We start from the raw sequence: 23,122 nt of genomic DNA on the forward strand, positions 1-23,122 counted from the left end.
CTTTCGCTCATTGAAACTATCTCGCTTTAAATTGTTTTTTATAAACGAGCTAAAGCGATTAATAAACACTAGCAAATCCGCTAATTAACGAGCAAAGGTGTATACGATGAAAGGCGTTAAACCATTAATTTTAGCTGGTATTGTAGCCGCAAGTGCAGCAGTCCACGCCAATGATTTAAACACGGTAATTGATAAAAGCAGCGAAATTAATAATTTAGCTGCGCAATCACAAACAAAAATAGACAAGATTGCAGATTCAATGCAAGGGCGTTTACAGCAATTTAAAACCCTAAATAAAGAAATAGATGGCCTAGCCGTTTATAACGCACAGCTTACCAAACAGTTAAATAATCAAATAGAAGAGATGGAGTCGATTAATTTATCGATGGATCAAGTATCGATAATTGAACGCCAAATAACCCCTTTAATGCTTCGTATGATCACCGGGCTTGAACAGTTTGTTGCCTTAGATGTGCCGTTTTTAAAGCAAGAGCGTAAGCAGCGCCTTGAATCATTAAATGCAATGATGGCGCGTGCTGATATTTCATCAAGTGAAAAATTTCGTCGTGTTTTAGAAGCTTACCAAGTTGAGGTTGACTACGGACGCACTATTGAGGCGTATACCGCATTGCTTGATGTGGATAATAAAGAACGCGAAGTCGACTTCCTACGCATTGGTCGTTTAGAGCTAATTTACCTCACCCGCGATGGTAAACAAGCAGGTAGTTGGGATCAGCAGTCACAGTCGTTTGTTGCGCTACCAGATTCAACTATAAGCCAAATTAATAAAGGGCTTCGCATTGCTCGCAAACAACTTGCCCCCGATATGTTAACACTGCCAATTCACGCTGCAGAATAAGAGGTTTACCATGAAATTATTAACGAAAATGACAAAAATGGCCGTGTTTGCAGCCAGCTTAAGCTTTGTGGGCACCAGCATTGCCGCTGAGCCGATGAATTTAGATGCTTTATTAAAAACCTTAGAGCAGGGTAAATCAGCGCAATCAGAGCAAAATAAACAACGTGAACAAGAATTTGCAGCACGCCAAAATGAACAAGTGCAAATGCTTAAAAACACCCAAGCTAAACGTAACCAAATGCTTAGCGAGTCAGAGCGTTTAGAGACGCAATTTGAAGAAAACGAAATTAAATTGGCTAATCTAACTGATACCTTATCAAAGCGTATGGGTTCATTAAAAGAGCTATTTGGTGTGCTACAACAAGTCGCTGGCGATTCAAGTAACAAGTTTGCTACCTCTGTGGTATCGGCACAGTTACCTGGGCGTAGTACTTTTATGGACGAATTGGCGCAAAAAATGGGTTCAACTTCAAAGCTTGCGTCTATTGAAGATATAGAAAAGGTTTGGTTTGAGCTACAACGCGAAATGACCGAACAAGGAAAAGTAAGCCGCTTCAATACTGATGTAATTGTTGACGGTGGCAATAAAGTACAAAAAGAAGTGGTACGTGTGGGTGCATTTAACCTTATTAGTGACGGTCAGTACTTAGAGTATACACCGGCCACCAATACCATTAGCCAGCTTACTCGCCAACCAAGTAGCCGCTTTACTGCGACTGCGGCTGATTTGCAGCAAGCAAACACGGGTGTTGTACCGTTTGCGCTTGACCCAACAGGCGGCTCAATTTTAGGTTTGTTAGTACAAGCCCCTGATACCAGCGAGCAAGTTCATCAAGGTGGTGCGGTCGGTTACGTTATTTTAGGCGTTGGTTTATTAGCGTTATTAATTGCGCTAGAGCGTTTTGTATCGCTCATGCTGATGGGTGGAAAAATCCGTCGTCAATTAAAAGACGATACAGCCTGTGATGACAACCCGTTAGGGCGCGTCATGAAAGTGAAAGATCAATACCCAAATGTGGCCTACGACACGCTTGAACTTAAGTTAAGCGAAGCCATTTTACGCGAAATGCCAAAAATCACCCGTAATTTAACGCTTATTAAAATTATCTCTGTGGTAGCGCCATTACTTGGCTTGCTCGGTACGGTAACCGGGATGATTAATACCTTCCAAGCAATTACTTTATTTGGTACTGGCGACCCTAAACTAATGGCGGGCGGTATTTCTCAAGCCCTAGTTACTACGGTATTAGGTCTTGTTGTTGCCATTCCAACGGTGTTTTTATACACCTTATTGAATACTCGCTCAAAAGGTTTACTGCTTATTTTACAAGAACAAAGTGCAGGTATTATTGCCGAGCGAAGCGAGAAAGGAGCCTAAACCATGGTGCTATTGATTGATTCAATCAATGCTATCCGTGATTTTCTCGACACGGGTGGCCAAGTACTCTTGGTCATTGCCGTGTTAATTTTCGCGATGTGGTTATTGATACTCGAGCGATTTATGTACTTTTTTAATGGCTATCGACACTACAAAAAAGACGTTAAAAATACGTGGAAAACGCGCAGTGAACGCAACAGCTGGAACGCAGAGCAAATACGCCAAGCCATGGTGTCACGCGCCAGCATGCGTTTAAACGCAAACTTACCGCTGATTAATGTAATGGTGGCGCTGTGTCCACTATTAGGATTGCTTGGCACAGTTACAGGGATGATAGAAGTCTTTGATGTAATGGCCATTACAGGTACAGGCAGCGCACGCTCTATGGCATCAGGTGTTTCAAAAGCAACCATACCGACAATGGCAGGAATGGTCGGTGCGTTATCTGGGGTGTTTGCCTCAACCTATTTACAACGAAAAGCAAAGCGTGAAGTTGAATTGTTGCAAGACACTATGGTGTTAGACCACTAAATAATTATTGAAAAGCGGTGAACATAATGACCGCTTATTCTAGGAGAAATAACATGAGAGCCCCATTAGGTAATTTATTCCAAGAAGACGAAGCAGAAGAAATAAACATGACCCCTATGCTGGATGTTGTATTTATTATGCTTATTTTCTTTATCGTGACAGCCTCGTTTGTTAAAGAAGCGGGTATTGATGTAAACCGCCCAGAAGCGGCAACCGCAGTTAAAAAAGAGCGGGCTAACATATTAGTGGCCATTTCAGATCAAGGCGAAATTTGGATCAATAAACGTCAAATTGATGTACGCGCTGTACAAGCCAACATTGAGCGCTTAAAAGCTGAAAATCCACAAGGCAGTGTAGTTATTCAGGCCGATAAAAAAGCCACCACAGAAACCTTGATAAAAGTCATGGATGCCTCGCGTGCAGCGGGTGTATTTGATGTTTCAATAGCGGCTCAAGAAGGGTAACGAGTGATGCGTTATGTACTTGCGTTAATTATAGCGGGTGTGGTGACCTTTATGCTGTTTTTAGGTATGCAGGCATTGATCACCGGTGGTGAAGGCGCCATGACGGAGCCTGCCAAAGGGAATGTGTTAGATTTTGTCCGTTTGAAAAAAGAAGAAACGGTACAAAAAAAGGAGCGTAAACCACAAAAGCCACCAACACCTAAAGAGCCACCACCGCCAATGGAATCGCCACAAATGCAAAGTAGCGATAACAACGCTGCTAGCAACAACTTTGATTTTGCTGCCAATGTCGATGCGGATGTAAATCTAGCGGGTGGATTAGCGTTAGAAACCAGTGATGGTGAGTATTTACCCATAGTAAAAGTAGCACCGGTCTACCCAAGGCGTGCGTTATCGCGTGGTATTGAAGGGTATGTCATTGTTGAATTTACAGTGACAAAGCAAGGCACGGTTAAAGAGCCGCAAGTTATTAAAGCCGAGCCAGAGTCATTATTTGACAGAGCAGCGATGGATGCGGCCCTTAAATTTAAATATAAACCGCGCGTGGTTAATGGTGAAGCCGTTGAAGTAGCCGGTGTGCAAAATAAAATTTCTTTCCAAATTAATGGTTAATTCTGTTAAGTAAGCAAAGAGTGAACGTGAGGCAATTATGAAATTAAAACTAACAACCAAGCTATTAAAGCTGAGTATGTTGTGCACTGTTGCAATCAGTGCCAGCGTTGTTACACCAAGTGCATTGAGTGTATTTCCGGGTATAAACTTGGCGACAGTACAGGCCGCTGAACAGCAAAAAACAACACGAGTGCCCGCACTGCGTGAAAAAGTATACAGCCAATTAGCTCGCGCCCAAAAACTTGCGGATGATGGCGACAGTAAAGCGGGCTTGGCTGCGCTTGACAGCATACAAGCGCGCTCATCAAGTATGAACTCTTATGAAATTGCGATGATGCATAACTTTTATGGGTTTATTTATTACAATGAAAACGACCTTGTAAAAGCGATTGCTTCATTTGAAAAAGTGATTGCCGAAGATGGCATTCCTGAAACACTACGCCTGAGCACAACATTCAGCCTTGCGCAGCTTGCTATGGCTAACAGTGACTATAAAAAGGTGATTGCATTTTTAGACAAATGGGATGCTATAAACACTAAGCCTAAAACCGACGCCTATTATTTATTAAGGGCGCAAACCTACTATCAATTAAAAGACTATGAGCAAGGCCTGAGTTACATTACGCAAGCCATTAACTTAAGTGATAGCGAAGGCAAAGTACCCAAAGAAAACTGGCTGGTACTGCAACGCGCTATGTATTACTCACTTAACCAAACCGATAAAGTAGTGAGCGTACTTGAGCGTATGGTAAAGCTTTACAATAAACCTGAGTATTGGGTCCAATTAGCCGGTATGTATGGTGAAACTGGGCAAGAAAAACAGCAGCTTAGTGTTTTAGAGGCTGCTTACCAGCAAGGATTTTTAACCTCTAAATCTGACTTAAGGCAGCTTGCGCAGGTATATTTATATAATCAGCTTGCTTATAAAGCAGCCAGTGTAATGAGTAAAGCAATAGAGCAAGGGATTGCTGAACCAACTGCTAAAAATTATGCCTTTGTAGCCGAGGCCATGGTACAAGCTAAAGAAGATGCTAAGTCGATTAGTTACTTTACCAAAGCTGCAGAGCGTTCAGAGCATGGTAAATACGATCAGCGCTTGGCTGAAGTGTATGTAAACACAGAACAGTATGACGAAGCTGCCGATGCGGCGCGAATGGCGCTGGATAAAGGCGGCCTTGATTTTGAATCAAATGCGTTTGTTGCTTTAGGGATGGCGCAATACAATTTACAAAATTTTGATGCGTCTATCCTTGCGTTTGAACAAGCTGAAAAGCACAAAAAGTCGCAACGTTTAGCCCAGCAATGGATCAAATATGTAAAACGAGAAAAAGTGCATGCGCAAACATTAAAAACAGCACTGCTTTAATTTTTATAGTGCGATTATTAGTTCTTAATTGACGCACTAAAAACCATTTCATAATTGCACTACTCAAACCACACTAACATTCGGTTAGTGTGGTTTTTTTGCTTGCATTTTTAAAATAACTAATTGATTTTTAATTAATTAACATTGTCATTTTATGTTTATTAAAGTGTAACTTCATTGTCATATCACTCCCGTATTGTACTTCGTATTCGATAACTCAAGTGACCTTAATGCATGAGTATCGTGCCTTAAAGTGACTTAAGTTATTACTTAATGCGCTAACACAATAATTAAATACTTTTACGGAGTGAACAATGAAATTATCTGGCTTATTCAAAATCAGCTTAGTGGCTACAGCAATGACACTTGCTGGTTGTGGTGGTGATATAGAAATTACACCAACCGTTAATGATAACAGCACCAGTACAGACAACAGTGTTAATAATTCTAATAACAACACCGGTTCAACAACTGATGATGAGGCTGTATGTGCAAGCTATGAATCAGATGCAGGCACGGTAACAGGTGTGGTCAGTGGTATAGATTGCTTATACAACGATTCATTTTCAAGTAAAACTATTTCAATTACTAACAACATTACATTTAAAGAGTTACCTGGCGGTGGTGTACATGTATTTGCTGATGCCCTGCAAATTGGTGAAGATGGCAACACAGTTGATGGCTTTTCTATTCCAACTAATGGCCCAACTATGACTGTAGAGCCTGGCGCAACGCTTGCGTTTCAATCAGGTGAAGCGATTTTACGTATTGCACGTGGTGCAAAAATTCAAGCCGTGGGTACAGCAGAAAAGCCAGTAGTATTTACCTCAGCTAATGCCTTTGACCGTTTTGATACAGCTGGTGAAGGTGCACGTTATGCTGACTGGGGTGGCATTATCATTAATGGTCAAGGTATTACTGACCAATGTACAGATGCAGAGCGTGATGGCGGTACATGTAACGTAGCCTCTGAAGGTATAACAAGCTACTTTGGTGGTAACGATAATAGCGATTCAAGCGGTAATATTAAATGGGCTAAAGTATGGTATGCAGGCTCTGGCCCTCGCGTAGGTGGTGAAGGTGATGATTTAAATTCATTAACACTTAATGCTGTTGGTTCAGGCTCTGAGTTTGATTACATTCATATTCACCAAGGCTTTGATGACGGTATTGAAATTTTTGGTGGTGCAACCACGCTTAAGCATATTGCAGTGACTGATACTCAAGATGATTCGTTTGACTTTGATGCCGGTTGGCAAGGTAAGGCGCAGTACTTATTTGTTCAACACGGTACGGTAACGCTTAACGATGGTTCTGTGGTTAATATGGGTAATAATGGTTTTGAGTCTGACGGCGTTAAAGGTTCATCTTCTGCTCAAGTGTCACCTTCAAACCCGATGGTTGCTAATGTGACTGTGATTACTACTGATGGCAATTCAGTTCGTGATGATGACCCTTCACAAGCCTACAAGTTTGATGATCAATTTAATTCAAGCATTTATAACGCGTTAATTGTTAAAAAAAACGCAGTTAATACACAATGTATCGAATTCTCGGGTGATGGTGAAAAGCAAGCCGATAACATTTCTTTTACTAGCTCAGTAATGGCATGTTCAAATAATTTCGCTAATACAGATACCTTTGCTGGTGGTCCGCTTGCAGGACAAACTAAAACAGCATGGTTTGAAAATGGCGGTGCGAGTGAAATTTTAACAGATGATGTCTCTGTACTTGCTGCTAATGGTTTTGCTACTAATACGGCTTCTACAGATGTGAGCGTTACAGCCACTGATTTAAGTACAACAGATTCGTTCTTTGAATCGGTAAATTACATCGGTGCCGTATCGGACCAGGATACAACGTCAAATTGGTATAAATGGGTTGAAGCAGCAGTAGCCGCGGCTAACGCAGACTAATTTAACACTATTTATAAACTTTTGAAGGCGCCTTGGAGCTTGCATAATAAGCGTTTGGCGCCTCTTTTGTATAATCTGATCAGGATGTATCTTATGTCTAAAAAGCATAGACTTAATCAAATTACATGGGCGATTGGTTTAGGGCTGTGTGCCCAATCTGTAAGCCTATTTGCTGCGCAAAATGATGTTGATGTAGCCCAAGAAATAGAAGAAGTAGTGGCAGTAGGTACGCGCTTACAAGGCAGTGCTGCTGCTGTGGTTGAAGAGCGAAAAAATCAAGCCTTTGTAGCCGATATTTTAGGCTCAGAGCAATTAGCACGTACTGGCGATAGTGATGCTGCCTCTGCCCTTAGGCGTGTAACCGGTTTGACCCTCGTTGATGGCAAGTTCATTTATGTGCGTGGTTTAGGTGAACGTTATTCGAGCGCACGTTTAAATGGCGCGTACATACCCAGCCCCGATCTAACTCGCAATGTGATCCCGCTTGATATTTTTCCCGCTAGTATAATTTCAAGCATGGCAGTACAAAAAGCTTACTCACCAAATATGCCCGCCGCGTTTGGTGGCGGTAATATTGACATTAGAACCAAAACTGCACCGAGCGAGTTTACAGCGGGTGTAGAGGTGGGTGTTGGTTATAACACTGCTGCAAGTGACGGCTTTACTTACAACCGTAAAGAAAGCGGACTACCTGATGCGTTATCATCTGCAATAACACAATACCGAGGTGATTTTGGTATTGGCAACATAGTAAAACGCGATGGCTTAGTCGATGGTGATACAACGCGTGCAGAGCAAGCGACTGCGATTAATAACGAATTGCTTAAGTCGTTACCGCGTGGTTATGAGTTAAAAGAAGACTCTCTCGATCCACAATACAATATTAAAGCCCATTACGGTGATAGCTTTAGCGAATCTTACTTTGGCGGCAAGTTAGGCTTTATGCTTTCTGGCGCTTATAAAAATGAGTGGGATTTTGAAGACCGATTTAGCTCAGTGATAAGCCAAGATTTAAAAAATGAAGACGGTAAAATTGACTGTACGACAGCGCTAAATACTGCAGATGATGTCGCAAATTCATGTTTTAATACTGTAAAAAATTCCCAAGTGACCACAGAAAACGAGCGTTATAATGCGTCATTTAGTTTAGGCTATACCTTAGGTACTCACAGTATATCAGCGCAGCAGCTATACATTATTGATAATGAAGATGAGTCTGAAATTGCTATTTCGCAAAGTCCAGCGGGTAGTTCAACATTTAGTATTGCAGGGGATGGCGTTGCTAATCGTAACCATACTTTTAACTACGAAGAGCGACAACTCAATATTACCCAGTTTATTGGTCAGCACACCTTTTTAGATTACATGGGGATTGGCGCTGATTGGCAGTATACCGAAGCGAAGGCAACAACGGATATTCCGACGAATGCTGATTTTGAATTTCGCGATGAGTACAACACAGACGGGTCGTATGTAGGTTCTCAAATCACGGGTGATGATAACCGTGTGATTATGTCATACACCAACATGGAAGAACGAGTTAAGTCTTACAGTGGTAATTTAAACTTACCGCTTAGCTTTGACAGCATGGATGTTGAATTTAAAGTAGGGTATGACTTTTCAGATAGAGCGCGTATTTTTAATACCTCAAGTTTTGCTATTAATAACAGTGGTGGTGCTGGTATCACTATAAATGATGGCAGTGATAATGCGCTAAATAATAGCGGGTATCTAAGCGATGAATTTATTAATAATAACGCGATACTGGTTGATTTTAACGAACCAACAGCTCCTGATGCGGATGATTACCTAGCAGGACAAAAAGTAGATGCGGGTTACGCCTCGTTTGATGTGTTTTATGATCAATGGCTACGCATTAGCGGTGGTGTACGCTATGAACAATTTAAACAAACGTCTATTGGTACATCTAGCCTAATATTTGATCAAGATGACTTAAATACTTTCTACGACCCTGAAAAAATTCAAGCAGGCTCTATTGTTTCCGATGATTGGTACCCTGCGCTTTCTGTCACCTATGTAGGCGCTGATAACTACCAAATACGTGCAGGCTATGGTGAAACGGTAGTTCGTCCGGATTTTCGTGAAGTGGTACCGGTTACTTACTTTGACCCACTTACCGATATTAGAACATTTGGCCGTACAGGGCTTAAAAGTAGCCCAATTAAAAACTATGACCTACGTTATGAATATTACGGTGAAGCCGGTAATTCGTTTAGTGTGGCTGCCTTTTACAAAGATATTACTTCACCCATTGAAACGGTTCTAAATATTGGCGATGAAGACTATTCAGCCTCATTTATCAATGGTGAAACCGCTGAGGTCTACGGTATAGAAGCTGAATGGTTGCAAGATCTTACGTTTTTATCTGAAGGGTTATTTACCAGTGGTAATATAACTTTGAGTGATTCAGAAGCGTCTATCGATCCTGCGCTTGCGGGCACCTTAACTAACCCTAAAAAACGTATGACGGGTCACTCAGAGTACGTAGTTAATTTACAACTTAACTACGATTCACTCGACGGAATGCACAGTAGTTCTTTGGTTTATAACGTATTTGGTGAACGTATTTTAGCAGCAGGTGTTGCGAGTCGAGATGATGCTTATGAGCAGCCATTTCATTCACTTGATTTAGTTTATACCTTTTACCCTGACTTTAACTCTAAGGTGAAGTTTAAAGTTAAAAACCTACTTAATGAAGATCAGGAAGTATCGCAATCAGATATTATTGTTCGCTCTAAAGAAGTCGGTATGAACTTTGATATTAGTTATAGTTACGAGTTTTAAGTAAAAGCCCAAGGATAGGATTTATAACAACGCCTAACTACTCATTAGCCCTGTATTTTATACAGGGCTTTTTTATGTGTATGAAAAATATTTAAGTTACAGTTTATTGACTAGTTTTAGCGTGCTGGTGGTGTTAGCTTAGGGCTGTAAAAATTAAATCTCACGCAATGAATTTTTAATTTTTAATGTATAGGCTCCTTTTATGAATCAAACAGTGGAACAAACAATGAAAAAAGTAGGATTAGTCGGATGGCGCGGCATGGTAGGCTCAGTGTTACTAGAGCGAATGGAACAACAACATGATTTTGCACATATCGACACCACCTTTTTCACCACCTCACAAGCAGGTCAGCTTGGCCCTGAGTTAGCGGGTGCAGCTAAACCGCTTTTAGATGCCAGCGATATTTCTGAGCTTGCAAAAATGGACATTATTGTTACCTGTCAGGGTGGCGATTATACCAATGCGGTGTATCCAAAATTACGTGAATCAGGTTGGGATGGCTATTGGATAGATGCAGCCTCTGCACTGCGTATGAGTGACGACAGTATTATCGTACTTGACCCTGTTAACAAAGATGTCATTGAACAAGGGCTAGAGCAAGGCGTTAAAACCTTTGTAGGTGGTAACTGCACGGTTTCACTTATGCTACTAGCGCTGGGTGGTTTATTTGAGCAAGACCTAATCGAATGGGTAAGCCCAATGACTTACCAAGCAGCATCGGGCGCGGGTGCACGCAATATGAAAGAACTCATAGCTCAAATGGGGGCTATTCATGCAAGTGTTGCACAGCAACTAGATAACCCAAGTTCAGCTATTTTAGAAATTGATAAAATAGTCAGCGAAAAAATGGCATCAAGCGATTTGCCACAAGACCAGTTTGGTGTGCCACTGGCGGGTAGCTTAATCCCATGGATTGATGTGCCTATGCCAAGCGGTCAATCTAAAGAAGAGTGGAAAGCGCAAGTTGAAGCCAACAAAATCTTAGGCTCATCTAAACAACCTGTGCCTATTGATGGTTTATGTGTACGCATTGGTGCAATGCGTTGTCATAGCCAAGCGATGACCATTAAATTACGTGAAGACATTAGCGTAGAAAAAATAGAAGAAATTTTAGCCTCGCACAATGAGTGGGTTAAAGTAATTCCTAATGAGCGTGACATTACCAGTACCGACTTAACCCCAGTTAAAGTAACCGGTACGTTAAGTATACCTGTTGGCCGTATTCGCAAACTCGCCATGGGGCCAAAATATATCAGTGCCTTTACCGTAGGCGATCAGCTTTTATGGGGCGCAGCAGAGCCACTGCGTCGTATGTTACGTATTATTGTTGATAATAAATAATATTTACTTTGAGGGTTAGCATTGGCTAGCCCTTTTTATTTAATAATTAAATCGCTAATATCTTCATAGCCTTTACCAACGTTTATATTATTGCTTCCGGTCATTTTTATTAATTCAAGTGATGAGTTCAGACTTATTGGAGAATATTATGCACAGTAAATTTCATGTTCACGCATTTCTTGATGACGATAGCGAAACCTTTAGTTATGTTGTTTCTGATAGTAACTCTCAGCAAGCAATCTTGATTGATCCCGTTTTAAATTTTGATTATAAATCAGGTCGCAGCTGTGAATCAGGCGCCAAAAAAATCGGCGAGTACCTTCAAAGCCATTCTCTTTCATTAGAGTGGGTTCTCGAAACACATGCTCATGCCGATCATATCTCTGCAGCTCCTTATTTTAAAAAACACTTTGGTGCTAAAATCGCCATAGGTGAACATATCAAAACGGTACAACAAAGCTTTAAGGCGCTATTTAATCTTGAAAAAGAATTTTTACCCAATGGGGCTGATTTTGACCGACTATTAAAAGATGGAGATAGTTTTAATGTTGGCCAGTTATCAATACGAGTAATGCACACACCGGGGCATACACCCGCCGACTTAGTTTACATTATAAATGAAGAGGCCATTTTTGTTGGTGATACGATTTTTATGCCTGACGTAGGCACAGCAAGGTGTGACTTTCCAGGTGGTAGCTCTGAAACATTATACGATTCAATCCAGAAACTACTCTTGATGCCCGATGAGGCAACAATTTATGTATGCCATGATTATCCGACTGAAAAACGAAATCACCGTTTTGCGGTCACAGTAAAAGAACAAAAAGAAACAAATATTCATGTAAAGACTAAAATAAGCAAAGAGCAGTTTGTCCAAATGCGCGATAGCCGTGACGAAGAATTACCTATGCCTCGCTTAATTTTACCTGCTATTCAAATGAATATTAGAGCTGGCAACCCACCTCCCGCTGAAGATAACGGCATAAGCTACCTTAAAATTCCCTTAAACCAATTATAGTTCAATATCATAATGATTATTCGGATAGAGTAATAAGCACAAGTAAATTTATTGTATTTAGATGAGCGCTTAACCATCTCTCATACCTGAATATAGCATGGTTATTTTTATAAAATAGGCGTGATAATTTTACGTTGCAACATCGTATAACTACCTAATAATTATGATAAGTTGCTTAAATCCGTTTTAATGCCTACTATCAATGCTCAACTAAACACTCGTTTGACTCTGTATAATAATTTCATCGCAAAATGCTATTTAAATGTTGCATTTATTCGCCAGTTTTACGCATAAACCTGACTACAGGTTTTTTATGATATTTATATTCTTGGGAAGCATAAATGAATAGCATTGAGCAACTTCAGTCTGAATTAGCTATCGCACATTCTCGAATATCTGAGCTAGAAACAAGCTCAGCCCAAAGCCATATCTTTTTAAATATTTTTAATTCCTCGCCTTTGCCCTTTGCATTAAATGACGTATATGGAAATATTATTAATGTAAACCCCATGTTTACAAGGCTTTATGGTTATAAACTTAGCGATATTCCCACACTAAATGATTGGTGGCCCAAAGCCTACCCAAACCCTAAATACCGTGAATGGGTGATTAGTTCATGGGAAAAAAACACTGAGCGAGCAAAAAAAACAAATACCGACTTTGAACCTATAAAGTTAGATGTACATTGCAAAAATGGTGCACAACGAACCGTGCTTGCCAGCTGTGCGCCCTTAACCGATTTTGAGCAAATGTATTTGGTGATTTTTTACGATATTACTGATTTAACGCAGGCAAATAGTAAAATAAATATATTATCTGACTCATTGACGCAAATGACTCTTTCATTAGAGCAGCAACATAAAGAACTTATTCTCGAAAAAGAAAAAGCGCTAGCCAATGAAGAGCGTTTGAGTTTAGCTATGCAAGGCGCAAATGATGGCTTATGGGATTGGGATATAGCCAACGATAAAATGTATTACTCACCCCGCTGGAAATCAATGTTAGGTTATGCAGAGGACGAGCTGGTTGATCATTTCTCAACCTGGGAAGGCTTATTACACCCTGACGACCTAGAACAAACGCTTGCGCAGATCCAATCTTTTATAGATGCGAAAATAAAAAAATATGAAGTCGAATTTAGAATGCGCCATAAAGACGGCCATTATATCAATATTTTATCTCGTTCTTTCATGGTTGAAAGTGAAGAAGGGGAGATCACCCGTTTAGTCGGTACTCATATTGATATTACAGCACGAAAAAAATCAGAGGAAAAACTCAGTTATCAGTCTACTCATGACTCACTAACGGGGTTGCTAAATCGCAGAGAGTTTAAACGTCGAACAGAGCTACTACTTGCTGTTCCTGCTCATAACCGGCCTGTTCATGCTTTATGTTATATGGATCTCGATCAATTTAAAGTTGTAAACGATACTTGCGGTCACTCAGCGGGTGATGAATTACTTCGCCAACTTAGTTTTATTCTGGAAAAAGCTGTTCGGCAATCAGACATAGTGGCGCGCCTTGGCGGAGATGAATTTGCTATTTTAATGGAGGATTGCTCGTTTAGTGATGCGCACCGCATAACACTCTCTATTCAAAGCGCTATTGAGGACTTTCAATTTATATGGGAAGGGCGAAGTTTTCGTATTGGTGCCAGTATAGGGCTAATGCAAATTACAGAAAAAGCACTCGACTTTATCGAAGTGTTAAAAGTAGCCGATGTTGCCTGCTACATTGCAAAGGATAAAGGGCGAAATCGTATTCACGTACATTATGAAAACGATAAAGAATTGGTACAAAGGCAAAGTGAAATGCTGTGGGTAAACCGTATTCAATACGCGATTGATGAAGACAGCTTTCGCCTGTATGCGCAAGCAATTGAACCGCTGACCAGTGATTCAAATAAACATTACGAACTGTTACTAAGAATGATTGATGAGCATGATAATGTTATATCGCCTGGTGCATTTTTACCTGCAGCCGAGCGTTATCATTTAATTGTAAAAGTGGACAGATGGGTTGTTAAAAACGCCTTTAGTTTAATTGTTAGTAACGCTGCTTTTCTTAAAAATATTAATTTTGTTTCTATTAATCTTTCAGGGCAATCGCTGACTGATGAGAGTTTTCTTGATTTTATTATTGAGCAACTACAAACGCTAGGGGTAAACAGTCATAAAATTTGTTTTGAAATTACAGAGACGGCAGCTATTTCAAATTTAGAGCTTGCAGGAAAGTTTATTAATAAGCTGAAAAAGTTTGGATGTCGTTTCGCACTTGATGATTTTGGTAGTGGGTTATCATCGTTTGGGTACCTTAAAAATCTTAAAGTTGATTACCTAAAAATTGATGGCATTTTCGTTAAAGATATCGCAAGTGACCCAATAGATCATGCTATGGTTAAAGCTATTAATGAAATAGGTCAAATTATGGGGATGAAGACAATTGCTGAATTTGTCGAAACCGAGCAAATTAAGTCTATCTTAAAACAAATGGGAGTCGATTACGTTCAAGGTTATGCTATCCATAAACCACAGTCCTTGAGTGAACTATTTGAAAAGTAACCTCTCATCTTTATTAAATGATATTCATGATTTATGGTGACCATACAAACAGTAAACAGGCGCTTAACTGTCATTGGTTGAAGATTAAATGAGTGATGTTTAAATAATTGCTAATTTCTTGCTCAATACATATTCCAAGACTATATTTTATCTAGCTTCTTGGGATGTAACTACATGAATATATCAAAAAAATTAAAGCTGTCTTTTGCATCAGCTATCGCACTGCCTTTGTTTGTAATTGCTGCTATTGTTATATCGCAAACGAGGGAGCAAGCACTCGATAATTTTTCTCAATTGAGTGAGCGAGAAGCGCGCCAAGTAGACAACGCTATTACGATGTTTTTTGCCGAAATTGCCAAAAATGTTGATTATTTAGCATCCCACACCACCATTAAAAACGCACGCACCAATGTTAAAACCCATATGGATGCTTCCAACTCAGTGATGCTTAACCATCCTAATCAAAGCCCAACAGAGCAAGTTGCTTATAGCTTGTTTGACCATTTTGGCCAAACACACCCTGGACTTGCTTATATTTACATGGGAAACGAACAAGGGGGGTATATTCAATGGCCCATGGGGAAAGTAAACGCCAATTATGATCCGCGCGAGCGCCCCTGGTATATGGCAGCAAAAGCGGCTAATGGTAAAACAACGCGAACTAATGCCTATTATTGGGCCGCTGATGATTTAGTTATTGTATCTACGGTTAAAGCGATTATTGATAACGGGCAATTAATTGGCGCCCAAGGAATGGATGTATCATTAGGCGGGCTTACCGATATTATTGCCGATATTAAATTAGGCGAAACCGGTTATTTAATGTTGATTGAAGATAGTGGCAGTGTGCTGGTGGATGTTAAACACCCAGATTACCGATTTAAAAACTTAGCAGATCTTGAGGGGGGAAAATACGCCGACTTAGCTAAAAATACCCAAGGGCTGTTTGATGTAGAGATAGATGGTAAACAATATATGGCTAATATTCATACCTCTGCTACCTTAGGCTGGAAGTTTATTGGGGTAGTAGAGAAAGCCGAAGTGATGAGCACGGCGAATACCATGGCTTATACCATATTGGTTATTAGTGCGATATTAATTGCCGTATTTGTTGCTATAGCGAGTTATATTTCTAAATTAATATCAGCCCCTATTGTTGAAGTGAGTGATGGCTTAACTGAAATATCGCAAGGTGGCGGTGATTTAACCCAACGCTTAACAATAAAAACCAAAGATGAAACCGCTAAACTGGCTAATAGCTTTAATTTATTTTTAAACTTGATCAGCGAGCTGGTAACTCAAATTAATGAGTGCGCGCAAAATGTAAGTAAAACCTCATCACAAACCTCATCGCAAGCGGCACAATTAACAAGCTCCACCAGCCAACAGCAACAAGCTTTAGAGATGGCAGCTACGGCTATTAATGAAATGGCTGCCACCGCAAACGAAGTGTCTAGCAGTTGTGCAAATGCAGCGGATTTGGCTGTTCAAACACAGCAAGCATCAGACTTGGGGCAATCGGTTATTACACAAACTGTGGAAAGTGTGGTTCAGCTATGTGAGGTAATAAACAATGCCTCAGCAGATATTACTCAGCTAGATACTGAAAGCGAAAACATTATGTCGATACTCAGTGTTATTCGCGGTATTTCAGAACAAACTAACTTATTGGCCTTAAATGCTGCAATAGAAGCTGCACGTGCCGGTGAGCACGGACGCGGCTTTGCTGTGGTGGCCGACGAAGTGCGCGCGTTATCGCAACGAACCGCTGAGTCAACCGAAGAAGTGGCTTCACAGCTTGATAAACTACGTACTATGTCATCTAAGGTATCTAAAGATATGCAACGCAGTATAGAAACCACTAATAAAACTGTCGAGCTTGCGCATTCGGCGCAGCAACAATTTAGTGAGATCACGTCATCTATAGTTCATATTAGTGATTTGAATACCCAAATAGCCACCGCTGCTGAAGAGCAACAACATGTAGCTGAAGATATAAACCGCAATGTTACTGAAATTAAAAATGCGGCTGATGAGGTGAGTGATATTGCCGTGAGCACCAGTGAAAACGGCAATGAAATGAATCGTCTTTCGTCAATTTTAACGGGATTAGTGGGTAAATTTAAAGTGTAAGGGCAAGCAAATGCATGCCCTTTTTATCCCTGCTACTTATTTTTAAGTAGTTCTTTTAATTCTGCTAGTTGTGCTTTTAATTCGTTTACTTGGCCTTGGGTGGCAGGGAGTGAGTCTATATCGGCTTGCTCTTCTCGTGCATTGCGATGCTCTTCACTCATCACTTCTAAAATAGCGCCAACCATCATATTTAAAAACACAAATGCAGTTAAAAAGATAAAGGTTAGGTAAAAAATCCAACTTAATTTGTACACGGCCATGGTTTCGTACATGACGTCAGTCCAATCTTCAAAGGTGGCTATTCTAAACAGGGTGAGCATAGAAATAGACACATCGCCCCAAAGTACCGGATTTATATCAGCAAACAACATACTGCCAGTGGCGGCATAAATATAAAATATAACGAACATGAGTAGCGCAATGTAGCCCATTTGCGGTATTGCTTTTATTAGCGAATTTACTAATAAGCGCAGTTCTGGGATCATTGAGACTAATCGTAACACGCGGAAAATACGCAGCAGTCGAGCAATAAAAATAGTAGAGCCTGCCGCGGGGTATAAACTTCCGATCACGATAATGAAGTCAAAAATGTTCCAACCTTTGGAGAAAAAGTCCTTGATACCTTTGCTGGCAATATAGCGAATAATCAGTTCAATTAAGAAAAACACCGTTATGCCTATATCCATCCAATGTAGAACGAGTTCGGCGGTTGGGTGCAATGAATAAGTATGTGCGCCCACGGTCAATGCAGAAACAACAATAACTGCAATAACAAATGATTGAAATAGTTTACTTTTATCGATACGCTGGAACAGCTCTTGTAACTGCGACAACATCATAACGTGCCCTTAACGGTTATAAATACAAAACCAGTGCAATATACAGCAAAAATAACGAAGATCAGTAGTTTTCCCGTTAAAATAGTAGGAATTTTGAATGTTAAATAATAAGTTAAAATATCTATTTTCGTTATCCGCATTATTGGTGTTAGCGGGATGTAGCAGCGATAGCCGCTACCATGAAATTCAATCAGCGCGGTTGGGTGAATGCAGCTACATGGCAGATAAGGAATACCATGAGTGTGTTAAACAACAGCAAGACAGTTACAAAGAATTTAAAGAACAACAAGCTCGCGAGCAGCAATAAACGATGACCAAAACCCAAAAGCAGCTAGATAAACGTATTCGTCAGCAATTAACGCTCGCTTGTGAGCAAATAAAAGATACTGTGGAGGACTTTAGCTTTCTTACCCATTCAGCAGATTTAAACAATTTACCTTCTAAGTTTAAAGTAAGTTGTTATTTTATTGATGATATTGCACTAGAGCAGGCTAAACAAAAAAATCAGCTTGATTACATTGAGCAGCTTATTTGTAATGCGTTAGCCAGCTTAAACATACATATTAAAGCCAATGCCATTTCATTTTCTAAGCAGCCATAATGTGTACGATGGGTTTTGTTTATTCTTCACATTAGCTTGAATTAGGCATTTATAGGGCCTTTAAAAGCTTTAATATGGAGTGATTTTATTAAGCAGGCTATAATCCCCAAAAATAGCAAAAGAGATTATATATGGCTGTTCCAACACGTTCACAAATAACACCCGGCATTGAGGTTAATATTGTGCTTAAACAAGATCAACGCAGTGGTACTTTAACCAATGGTATTGTGTCGCGTTTATTAACCAAGTCACCTAATCATCCGCACGGTATTAAAGTACAGTTAGAAGATGGTCAAGTAGGTCGGGTAAAAGAGATCATTGCATGAGCGATTTAACCTTAACTGATTTTTGGCGATTGGTAACTGTAAACGACAGAACCGCAGAGCCTGAGTCTGTATGCCAATCCCTTAAGGCTGCATTGAGTGATTTATCCGACGAGCAGCTTATTGAATTTGATAAACAGTTTAGTATTTGTATGCGCCAAAGTTATACTTGGGATTTATTTGGTGCGGCGTTTGTAATGGCTGGTTGTAATGATGAATATGGTTTTTCTGAATTTCGTTGTTGGCTAATTTCTCGGGGTGAAGCGGTATTTAAAGCAGCGTTAGAAAACCCCGATAGCCTTGCACAGTGCACACCTCTTTATTTTTTAAACGAGCAACCTTATCCGTATTTAGATGAGTATGACCTAATTGCAGGTTTGTTATATGAAGAACGTAATGACGATGAGTTACCCTTTATCCCCTCAGGGCTTGAACAACCTAAAGGTAAGCGCTTTAAAGACAAACCTAAGTTTTTAAAACAAAATTACCCGCAATTATTTGCTAAGTATTGGCAGTAATCGCTCACTTTTGACTATTAATGCATTACTTTGGGTTAGGGGTAATGCATTTTATGTTGCTTAGGTTTTGATACAGCTTGCGCTATCCTTCACATCCTCTTATTTCACTAACTGAACTGTTTTAAAATGTAATCGTATTTGCTGTGAGCTACGTATTTTTAAATACAGTTTAAAGACGTGTTTATGGTATAACGACTTCACATCTTTTATAGTAAATCTCTGTTATAGTTAGAAATAGCTAAGCATAGTCACAGTGCTTGATCATATTTGATACACGAGGATAGAGCCTATAATGAAATTTTTCACACTGGTTTTACTTACCATAAGCCTTTTTAGCTGTTATGCAGTAGCAGGCCCAAGTAATAAAACTCGCTTTATTCCGCTGTTACAAACTAAGCTGGGTAATTACGAAGTTACCTCCAGTAATTCTGGGTTATGTACTAATAGCCGATTACAATTTAATAACCCTGAAGATCCTGAGCAAGGTTTTAGCTTAGGCAAAGAGATTTTGTTTAACTCCTTACACAATGGTACTCGTACCATTGAAAAACCAAATTATTGTTTTATTACCAGCTCGCTAAAATATAAAACAGATGGCCTAGAAAATAGCTTACGCATGAGCCGCTGTGATAATCCTATCCATGAAGGAACGATTAAACAAAGCATTACTTTTTTAACCAGCAATACGCTTAAATACACATTGGACAATCCGAGTGTAGAATGTGAATTTATTAAAGTTGCCGACTAACACTGTATTTTTGGAATATCACGCCAACGAGTCGTGTATTGCGGCGATAAAAAAGCCCTGTTCATATGCCAATGATCATTTAATTGGCTGCTCGCCACGCTAAGCATTCCTTTACCGTATCTATGATTAATAGCATCTAAACAGCTCATTAACTGCGGGTTATCGGTTTGCTTATCAAATAAATGATGTTGTTGAAACTGCTGCGGGCTGAGCTCTAATGCGCCCACACCACATTTATAAAATCGAATTCCCGGTTGATATATTTGCTCAAAACTCTTTGATACCGCATTGGCCATAACGCGAGTATCGTTAGTAGGCGGATCAAATTGATGCATAACTGACTTTTTATAAAAGGCGTGTTCATGTGATGAGCTGGCAGCAAAAATATAAATACGATGAGTGAGCGACTGTTGCGCTCTTAATTTTTGTGCAACTATACTAGCATGATTTATTAGGGCGGTTTTAACTGCATCGGGGTCGCAAAGTCGCTGACCAAAACTACGAGTTGAAAAAATAGCTTGTTTATCTTGGCGTACATCATCCCAGTTTAAACAGGTAATGCCGTTGAGCTCGTTAATTGTGCGCTCAAGCACCACACTAAATTGGCGGCGAATTGTTTTTGGGCTTTGCTCAGCCAGTTGCCACGCGGTATGAATGTCCATGAGAGCCAGCTTTTTAGCTAAACGTTTGCCCACCCCCCAAACATCTTGGCAGTGCATTCGTTGCAAAATAGTGCGGCGACTTACTTCATCGTCAATCACTGCAACACCATTAAAGCCAGTTAGTTTTTTAGCTGCATGGTTAGCGGCTTTGGCTAAGGTCGGTGTTGGCCCAAAGCCAACCCCAACAGGGAGTTTGGTTTCGCGCCATACAGTACGCCTAATTAGTTGCCCATATGCTTGCCAATCGTTAATTAAAGGTTGATAACCATTAAAGTGTAAAAACGATTCATCGATACTGTAAACATGCTGGGTGTCACAAAAGCGGCCAATTACACTCATCATCCGGTCGCTTAAATTAGCGTATAGTTCATAGTTACTAGAGCGTACAACCACATTGTTTTGTTCTAGTAACTGCTTAACTTTAAAGTAAGGGCCAAATTTAGGAATATTAAGCTTACGCGCAATTGGGCAGACCGCACACACACAGCCGTCATTATTGGTAAGCACTACCACAGGCTTTGAGCGAATAGCCGGATCGAATACTTTTTCGGCACTGGCGTAAAAAGCAACGGCATCAACTAAGGCATACATGAAAGTAACTCAGGGCTTTGGCGATGCAGCCTAATAGAGCGAGTTACCACACCTTCAAGCTGAAACTCATCTGACTCAGTCAATTGCACCGGCTTATAAGCAGAAGAGGCTGATAGCAAGCGTGCATTGGTCTTATCAAGCAGCTTACATACAAATAAACCATTTAAGTTAGCCACAATAACATCGCCATCTTTTGGTATTTCTGCACGGTCAACCAACAGTAAGTCGCCCTCAAAAATACCAATTTCTTGCATAGAGCACCCAGACGCTATCCCAATAAACGTGGCATCAGGATGCTTTATTAATAACTCATCAAGTGAAACGCCAAGCTCTGTATATTGTGCTGCAGGTGACTCAAATCCGCATACACCGGCCTCTATATAAATGGGAATAACAAACATAACACAACCTAAAACGCATATACTGTATAAGTGTACAGTGTATGCGTTTTATATAAGTTATGCCAAGTAATGGATCTGCGATCAATCCATATTTTTGATCATTTGCTGAGCTGTATCTAAGAAGTCATTGATTTGCTGTGGGTTTAAGTTTTTACACATTTGCGCATTTACATGCTGCTCAGCGTTTAATAATTTGTCGTAAAGCGTGCACCCTTGTGCGGTAAACGACAGAATAAAACAACGCTTGTCATGCTCACTGGCATTTTTATGAATTAAGTTTAGCGCGAGCAGTTCTTTCACTAATCGTGCTATTTGGGCTTTGTCGCGTTGGGTTTGATTCACAATATCGTTAGCAGTGCACTGAGGTGTCGCTGCAATAATATGCAGACAACGCACATGCATCGCGTTTAATCCAAGCTCACCTGCATTAATGGCTTCGCGTATGGTAACGCGATAATTTTGCATTAAAGCAAATAATGTATTGGCCAATGAAGAGTTCATAATAAATCCATAATGGTTGACAAAGTCAATTAAATTGCTATAGTTGATTTTATCAACCAATGGGGCGTTGTGCAATTCATCATTTTAGTGAGGTAAATTTATATGGGTAAAAAAGTACGCAAAGCAACCGTATTAAGCACAAAGCAAATAACCCCACATTTACAACGCATTATTGTCGGCTCAGATGAGTTTAACGACCTGAGTGCCCAATACATTGGTAACTACGTTAAGGTGCTTATTCCACAAAATGGCCGCGTTGACTTTAATATTAAAACTACGTGTATGCGTTCATACACTATAAGACATGTTGATGAGCACACTGGTGCACTTACCCTCGACTTTGTGATAAATATGCACCAAGGCCCAGCCACTAATTGGGCTAAAGAAGCAAAAGTAGGCGATGAAGTGGGTATAGCAGGGCCAGGCCCTAAAAAGTTGGATAACTATGATCATTCATATTATCTATTACTTGGCGATTTAACTTCGGTTAATGCAATTAAAGGCTACGTGCAACAATTGCCTATAAACGCAAAAATTGACGCGATTATCCATGCACCAATAAAAGATGATGTGATTAGTTTAGACTCCTCGCGTGATGTAACGTGGTTAATAACAAATACCCCCGATACAGATATGATAAACGCATTAAAATCGCTACCACTTAGTGAGCAACAACCTATTGTATTTATGGCACTTGAAGCCGGATTAGTCCGTAAAGCAAAAACCATATTAACTGATGAATTAGCTATACCGCGCAGTCAAATTGTTGCATCGGGCTATTGGAAAAAAGGGCTTGATTCAGAAGCTTATAAACTAAAGCGCCAACACGCTGCTGCTAAAAATAGCTAACTTAATTGTTGTTCAATCACATCGCTATTTAGCTTTTAAAAGGCAAGGCGCCTTGAATTGGCTGTCATACACACCCATCTCTTAGCATAGACTCATTATTTATG

The 23,122-nt window shown here is 40.1% G+C and carries 22 protein-coding genes; 18 read left to right on the forward strand and 4 right to left on the reverse strand.

What is annotated here, in order from left to right:
* The first annotated feature begins 106 nt into the window (after positions 1-106).
* From N523_RS0105960 to N523_RS0106015, 12 genes are all read left to right on the forward strand, one after another.
* Entirely contained in the window at positions 107-859 is a 753-nt protein-coding gene (locus N523_RS0105960) for a DUF3450 domain-containing protein (protein ID WP_016900178.1), read from the forward strand.
* Positions 860-869: 10 nt separating this feature from the next.
* Positions 870-2,237 carry a MotA/TolQ/ExbB proton channel family protein gene (locus tag N523_RS0105965; protein ID WP_028834588.1) on the forward strand — a complete coding sequence of 456 codons (1,368 nt, stop codon included), beginning with the start codon at positions 870-872 and terminating at the stop codon, positions 2,235-2,237.
* 3 nt (positions 2,238-2,240) lie between these two features.
* Positions 2,241-2,768 (forward strand): MotA/TolQ/ExbB proton channel family protein, encoded by a 528-nt coding sequence (locus N523_RS0105970; RefSeq protein ID WP_008111501.1) that lies wholly within the window; start codon positions 2,241-2,243, stop codon positions 2,766-2,768.
* Positions 2,769-2,821: 53 nt separating this feature from the next.
* Positions 2,822-3,232, forward strand: coding sequence for an ExbD/TolR family protein (locus N523_RS0105975; protein WP_008111500.1), 411 nt, complete (start codon positions 2,822-2,824; stop codon positions 3,230-3,232).
* Positions 3,233-3,238: 6 nt separating this feature from the next.
* A complete protein-coding gene (locus N523_RS0105980) occupies positions 3,239-3,844 on the forward strand; it encodes an energy transducer TonB (RefSeq protein ID WP_008111498.1) in 606 nt (201 codons plus the stop codon).
* Between the two features lie 37 nt (positions 3,845-3,881).
* Positions 3,882-5,210 (forward strand): tetratricopeptide repeat protein, encoded by a 1,329-nt coding sequence (locus N523_RS0105985; protein ID WP_028834589.1) that lies wholly within the window; start codon positions 3,882-3,884, stop codon positions 5,208-5,210.
* Positions 5,211-5,524: 314 nt separating this feature from the next.
* Positions 5,525-7,126, forward strand: coding sequence for a hypothetical protein (locus tag N523_RS0105990; RefSeq protein WP_028834590.1), 1,602 nt, complete (start codon positions 5,525-5,527; stop codon positions 7,124-7,126).
* A 93-nt stretch (positions 7,127-7,219) separates the two neighbouring features.
* A complete protein-coding gene (locus N523_RS0105995; protein WP_028834591.1) occupies positions 7,220-9,931 on the forward strand; it encodes a TonB-dependent receptor domain-containing protein in 2,712 nt (903 codons plus the stop codon).
* A gap of 202 nt (positions 9,932-10,133) precedes the next feature.
* On the forward strand, positions 10,134-11,273 hold the full coding sequence (gene asd / locus N523_RS0106000; protein WP_028834592.1) for an aspartate-semialdehyde dehydrogenase: 1,140 nt from the start codon (positions 10,134-10,136) through the stop codon (positions 11,271-11,273).
* A gap of 148 nt (positions 11,274-11,421) precedes the next feature.
* A complete protein-coding gene (locus N523_RS0106005) occupies positions 11,422-12,291 on the forward strand; it encodes an MBL fold metallo-hydrolase (protein WP_028834593.1) in 870 nt (289 codons plus the stop codon).
* A 341-nt stretch (positions 12,292-12,632) separates the two neighbouring features.
* Positions 12,633-14,852, forward strand: a complete 2,220-nt coding sequence (locus N523_RS0106010) for a bifunctional diguanylate cyclase/phosphodiesterase (RefSeq protein WP_028834594.1) — start codon at positions 12,633-12,635, stop codon at positions 14,850-14,852.
* A 174-nt stretch (positions 14,853-15,026) separates the two neighbouring features.
* On the forward strand, positions 15,027-16,985 hold the full coding sequence (locus N523_RS0106015) for a methyl-accepting chemotaxis protein (RefSeq protein ID WP_028834595.1): 1,959 nt from the start codon (positions 15,027-15,029) through the stop codon (positions 16,983-16,985).
* Positions 16,986-17,017: 32 nt separating this feature from the next.
* Here N523_RS0106015 and N523_RS0106020 read toward each other — a convergent pair whose 3' ends face one another.
* A complete protein-coding gene (locus tag N523_RS0106020) occupies positions 17,018-17,821 on the reverse strand; it encodes an ion transporter (RefSeq protein WP_024601010.1) in 804 nt (267 codons plus the stop codon).
* A 100-nt stretch (positions 17,822-17,921) separates the two neighbouring features.
* On the opposite strand from N523_RS0106020, the gene N523_RS0106025 reads away from it, so the two are divergent.
* From N523_RS0106025 to N523_RS0106045, 5 genes are all read left to right on the forward strand, one after another.
* On the forward strand, positions 17,922-18,131 hold the full coding sequence (locus N523_RS0106025) for a hypothetical protein (protein WP_013463335.1): 210 nt from the start codon (positions 17,922-17,924) through the stop codon (positions 18,129-18,131).
* Positions 18,132-18,134: 3 nt separating this feature from the next.
* Complete coding sequence (locus N523_RS0106030; RefSeq protein ID WP_028834596.1) at positions 18,135-18,425, forward strand: hypothetical protein; 291 nt, start codon at positions 18,135-18,137, stop codon at positions 18,423-18,425.
* A gap of 131 nt (positions 18,426-18,556) precedes the next feature.
* On the forward strand, positions 18,557-18,751 hold the full coding sequence (locus N523_RS0106035) for a YwbE family protein (RefSeq protein WP_028834597.1): 195 nt from the start codon (positions 18,557-18,559) through the stop codon (positions 18,749-18,751).
* Positions 18,748-19,266 carry a DUF4240 domain-containing protein gene (locus N523_RS0106040; RefSeq protein WP_024601008.1) on the forward strand — a complete coding sequence of 173 codons (519 nt, stop codon included), beginning with the start codon at positions 18,748-18,750 and terminating at the stop codon, positions 19,264-19,266. Before N523_RS0106035 ends, N523_RS0106040 begins: the two co-directional genes overlap by 4 nt.
* A gap of 292 nt (positions 19,267-19,558) precedes the next feature.
* On the forward strand, positions 19,559-20,014 hold the full coding sequence (locus N523_RS0106045) for a hypothetical protein (protein WP_008468096.1): 456 nt from the start codon (positions 19,559-19,561) through the stop codon (positions 20,012-20,014).
* On the opposite strand, the gene N523_RS0106050 is transcribed toward N523_RS0106045, so the two are convergent.
* The 3 genes from N523_RS0106050 to N523_RS0106060 form a co-directional block, all read right to left on the reverse strand.
* Complete coding sequence (locus N523_RS0106050) at positions 20,011-21,267, reverse strand: Y-family DNA polymerase (protein WP_028834598.1); 1,257 nt, start codon at positions 21,265-21,267, stop codon at positions 20,011-20,013. The two genes, N523_RS0106045 and N523_RS0106050, sit on opposite strands and share 4 nt — an antisense overlap.
* A complete protein-coding gene (locus N523_RS0106055; RefSeq protein ID WP_013463339.1) occupies positions 21,255-21,668 on the reverse strand; it encodes a LexA family protein in 414 nt (137 codons plus the stop codon). The genes N523_RS0106050 and N523_RS0106055 overlap by 13 nt, the downstream gene beginning before the upstream one ends.
* An 81-nt stretch (positions 21,669-21,749) precedes the next feature.
* Entirely contained in the window at positions 21,750-22,169 is a 420-nt protein-coding gene (locus N523_RS0106060; RefSeq protein WP_028834599.1) for a MarR family winged helix-turn-helix transcriptional regulator, read from the reverse strand.
* Between the two features lie 102 nt (positions 22,170-22,271).
* Between N523_RS0106060 and N523_RS0106065 the strand changes: the two genes are divergently transcribed.
* Positions 22,272-23,018, forward strand: a complete 747-nt coding sequence (locus N523_RS0106065; RefSeq protein WP_028834600.1) for a siderophore-interacting protein — start codon at positions 22,272-22,274, stop codon at positions 23,016-23,018.
* The last annotated feature ends 104 nt before the right edge of the window (positions 23,019-23,122 follow it).

Source organism: Pseudoalteromonas sp. 23_GOM-1509m (assembly GCF_000518425.1).
GTDB classification, from domain to species: Bacteria; Pseudomonadota; Gammaproteobacteria; order Enterobacterales; family Alteromonadaceae; genus Pseudoalteromonas; species Pseudoalteromonas tetraodonis.

Excerpts from the sequence above, each read along its gene's own strand:
- N523_RS0106045 (WP_008468096.1), top strand. The coding sequence starts at position 19,559 with ATGAAATTTTTCACACTGGTTTTACTTACCATAAGCCTTTTTAGCTGT.
- N523_RS0105995 (WP_028834591.1), top strand. The coding sequence starts at position 7,220 with ATGTCTAAAAAGCATAGACTTAATCAAATTACATGGGCGATTGGTTTA.
- N523_RS0106025 (WP_013463335.1), top strand. The coding sequence starts at position 17,922 with ATGTTAAATAATAAGTTAAAATATCTATTTTCGTTATCCGCATTATTG.
- N523_RS0105965 (WP_028834588.1), top strand. The coding sequence starts at position 870 with ATGAAATTATTAACGAAAATGACAAAAATGGCCGTGTTTGCAGCCAGC.
- N523_RS0106005 (WP_028834593.1), top strand. The coding sequence starts at position 11,422 with ATGCACAGTAAATTTCATGTTCACGCATTTCTTGATGACGATAGCGAA.
- N523_RS0106020 (WP_024601010.1), bottom strand. The coding sequence starts at position 17,821 with ATGTTGTCGCAGTTACAAGAGCTGTTCCAGCGTATCGATAAAAGTAAA.
- N523_RS0106060 (WP_028834599.1), bottom strand. The coding sequence starts at position 22,169 with ATGAACTCTTCATTGGCCAATACATTATTTGCTTTAATGCAAAATTAT.
- N523_RS0106055 (WP_013463339.1), bottom strand. The coding sequence starts at position 21,668 with ATGTTTGTTATTCCCATTTATATAGAGGCCGGTGTATGCGGATTTGAG.
- N523_RS0106035 (WP_028834597.1), top strand. The coding sequence starts at position 18,557 with ATGGCTGTTCCAACACGTTCACAAATAACACCCGGCATTGAGGTTAAT.
- N523_RS0105960 (WP_016900178.1), top strand. The coding sequence starts at position 107 with ATGAAAGGCGTTAAACCATTAATTTTAGCTGGTATTGTAGCCGCAAGT.
- N523_RS0105970 (WP_008111501.1), top strand. The coding sequence starts at position 2,241 with ATGGTGCTATTGATTGATTCAATCAATGCTATCCGTGATTTTCTCGAC.
- N523_RS0106010 (WP_028834594.1), top strand. The coding sequence starts at position 12,633 with ATGAATAGCATTGAGCAACTTCAGTCTGAATTAGCTATCGCACATTCT.
- N523_RS0106065 (WP_028834600.1), top strand. The coding sequence starts at position 22,272 with ATGGGTAAAAAAGTACGCAAAGCAACCGTATTAAGCACAAAGCAAATA.
- N523_RS0105985 (WP_028834589.1), top strand. The coding sequence starts at position 3,882 with ATGAAATTAAAACTAACAACCAAGCTATTAAAGCTGAGTATGTTGTGC.
- N523_RS0106050 (WP_028834598.1), bottom strand. The coding sequence starts at position 21,267 with ATGTATGCCTTAGTTGATGCCGTTGCTTTTTACGCCAGTGCCGAAAAA.
- N523_RS0105975 (WP_008111500.1), top strand. The coding sequence starts at position 2,822 with ATGAGAGCCCCATTAGGTAATTTATTCCAAGAAGACGAAGCAGAAGAA.
- asd (WP_028834592.1), top strand. The coding sequence starts at position 10,134 with ATGAATCAAACAGTGGAACAAACAATGAAAAAAGTAGGATTAGTCGGA.
- N523_RS0106030 (WP_028834596.1), top strand. The coding sequence starts at position 18,135 with ATGACCAAAACCCAAAAGCAGCTAGATAAACGTATTCGTCAGCAATTA.
- N523_RS0106040 (WP_024601008.1), top strand. The coding sequence starts at position 18,748 with ATGAGCGATTTAACCTTAACTGATTTTTGGCGATTGGTAACTGTAAAC.
- N523_RS0105980 (WP_008111498.1), top strand. The coding sequence starts at position 3,239 with ATGCGTTATGTACTTGCGTTAATTATAGCGGGTGTGGTGACCTTTATG.
- N523_RS0105990 (WP_028834590.1), top strand. The coding sequence starts at position 5,525 with ATGAAATTATCTGGCTTATTCAAAATCAGCTTAGTGGCTACAGCAATG.
- N523_RS0106015 (WP_028834595.1), top strand. The coding sequence starts at position 15,027 with ATGAATATATCAAAAAAATTAAAGCTGTCTTTTGCATCAGCTATCGCA.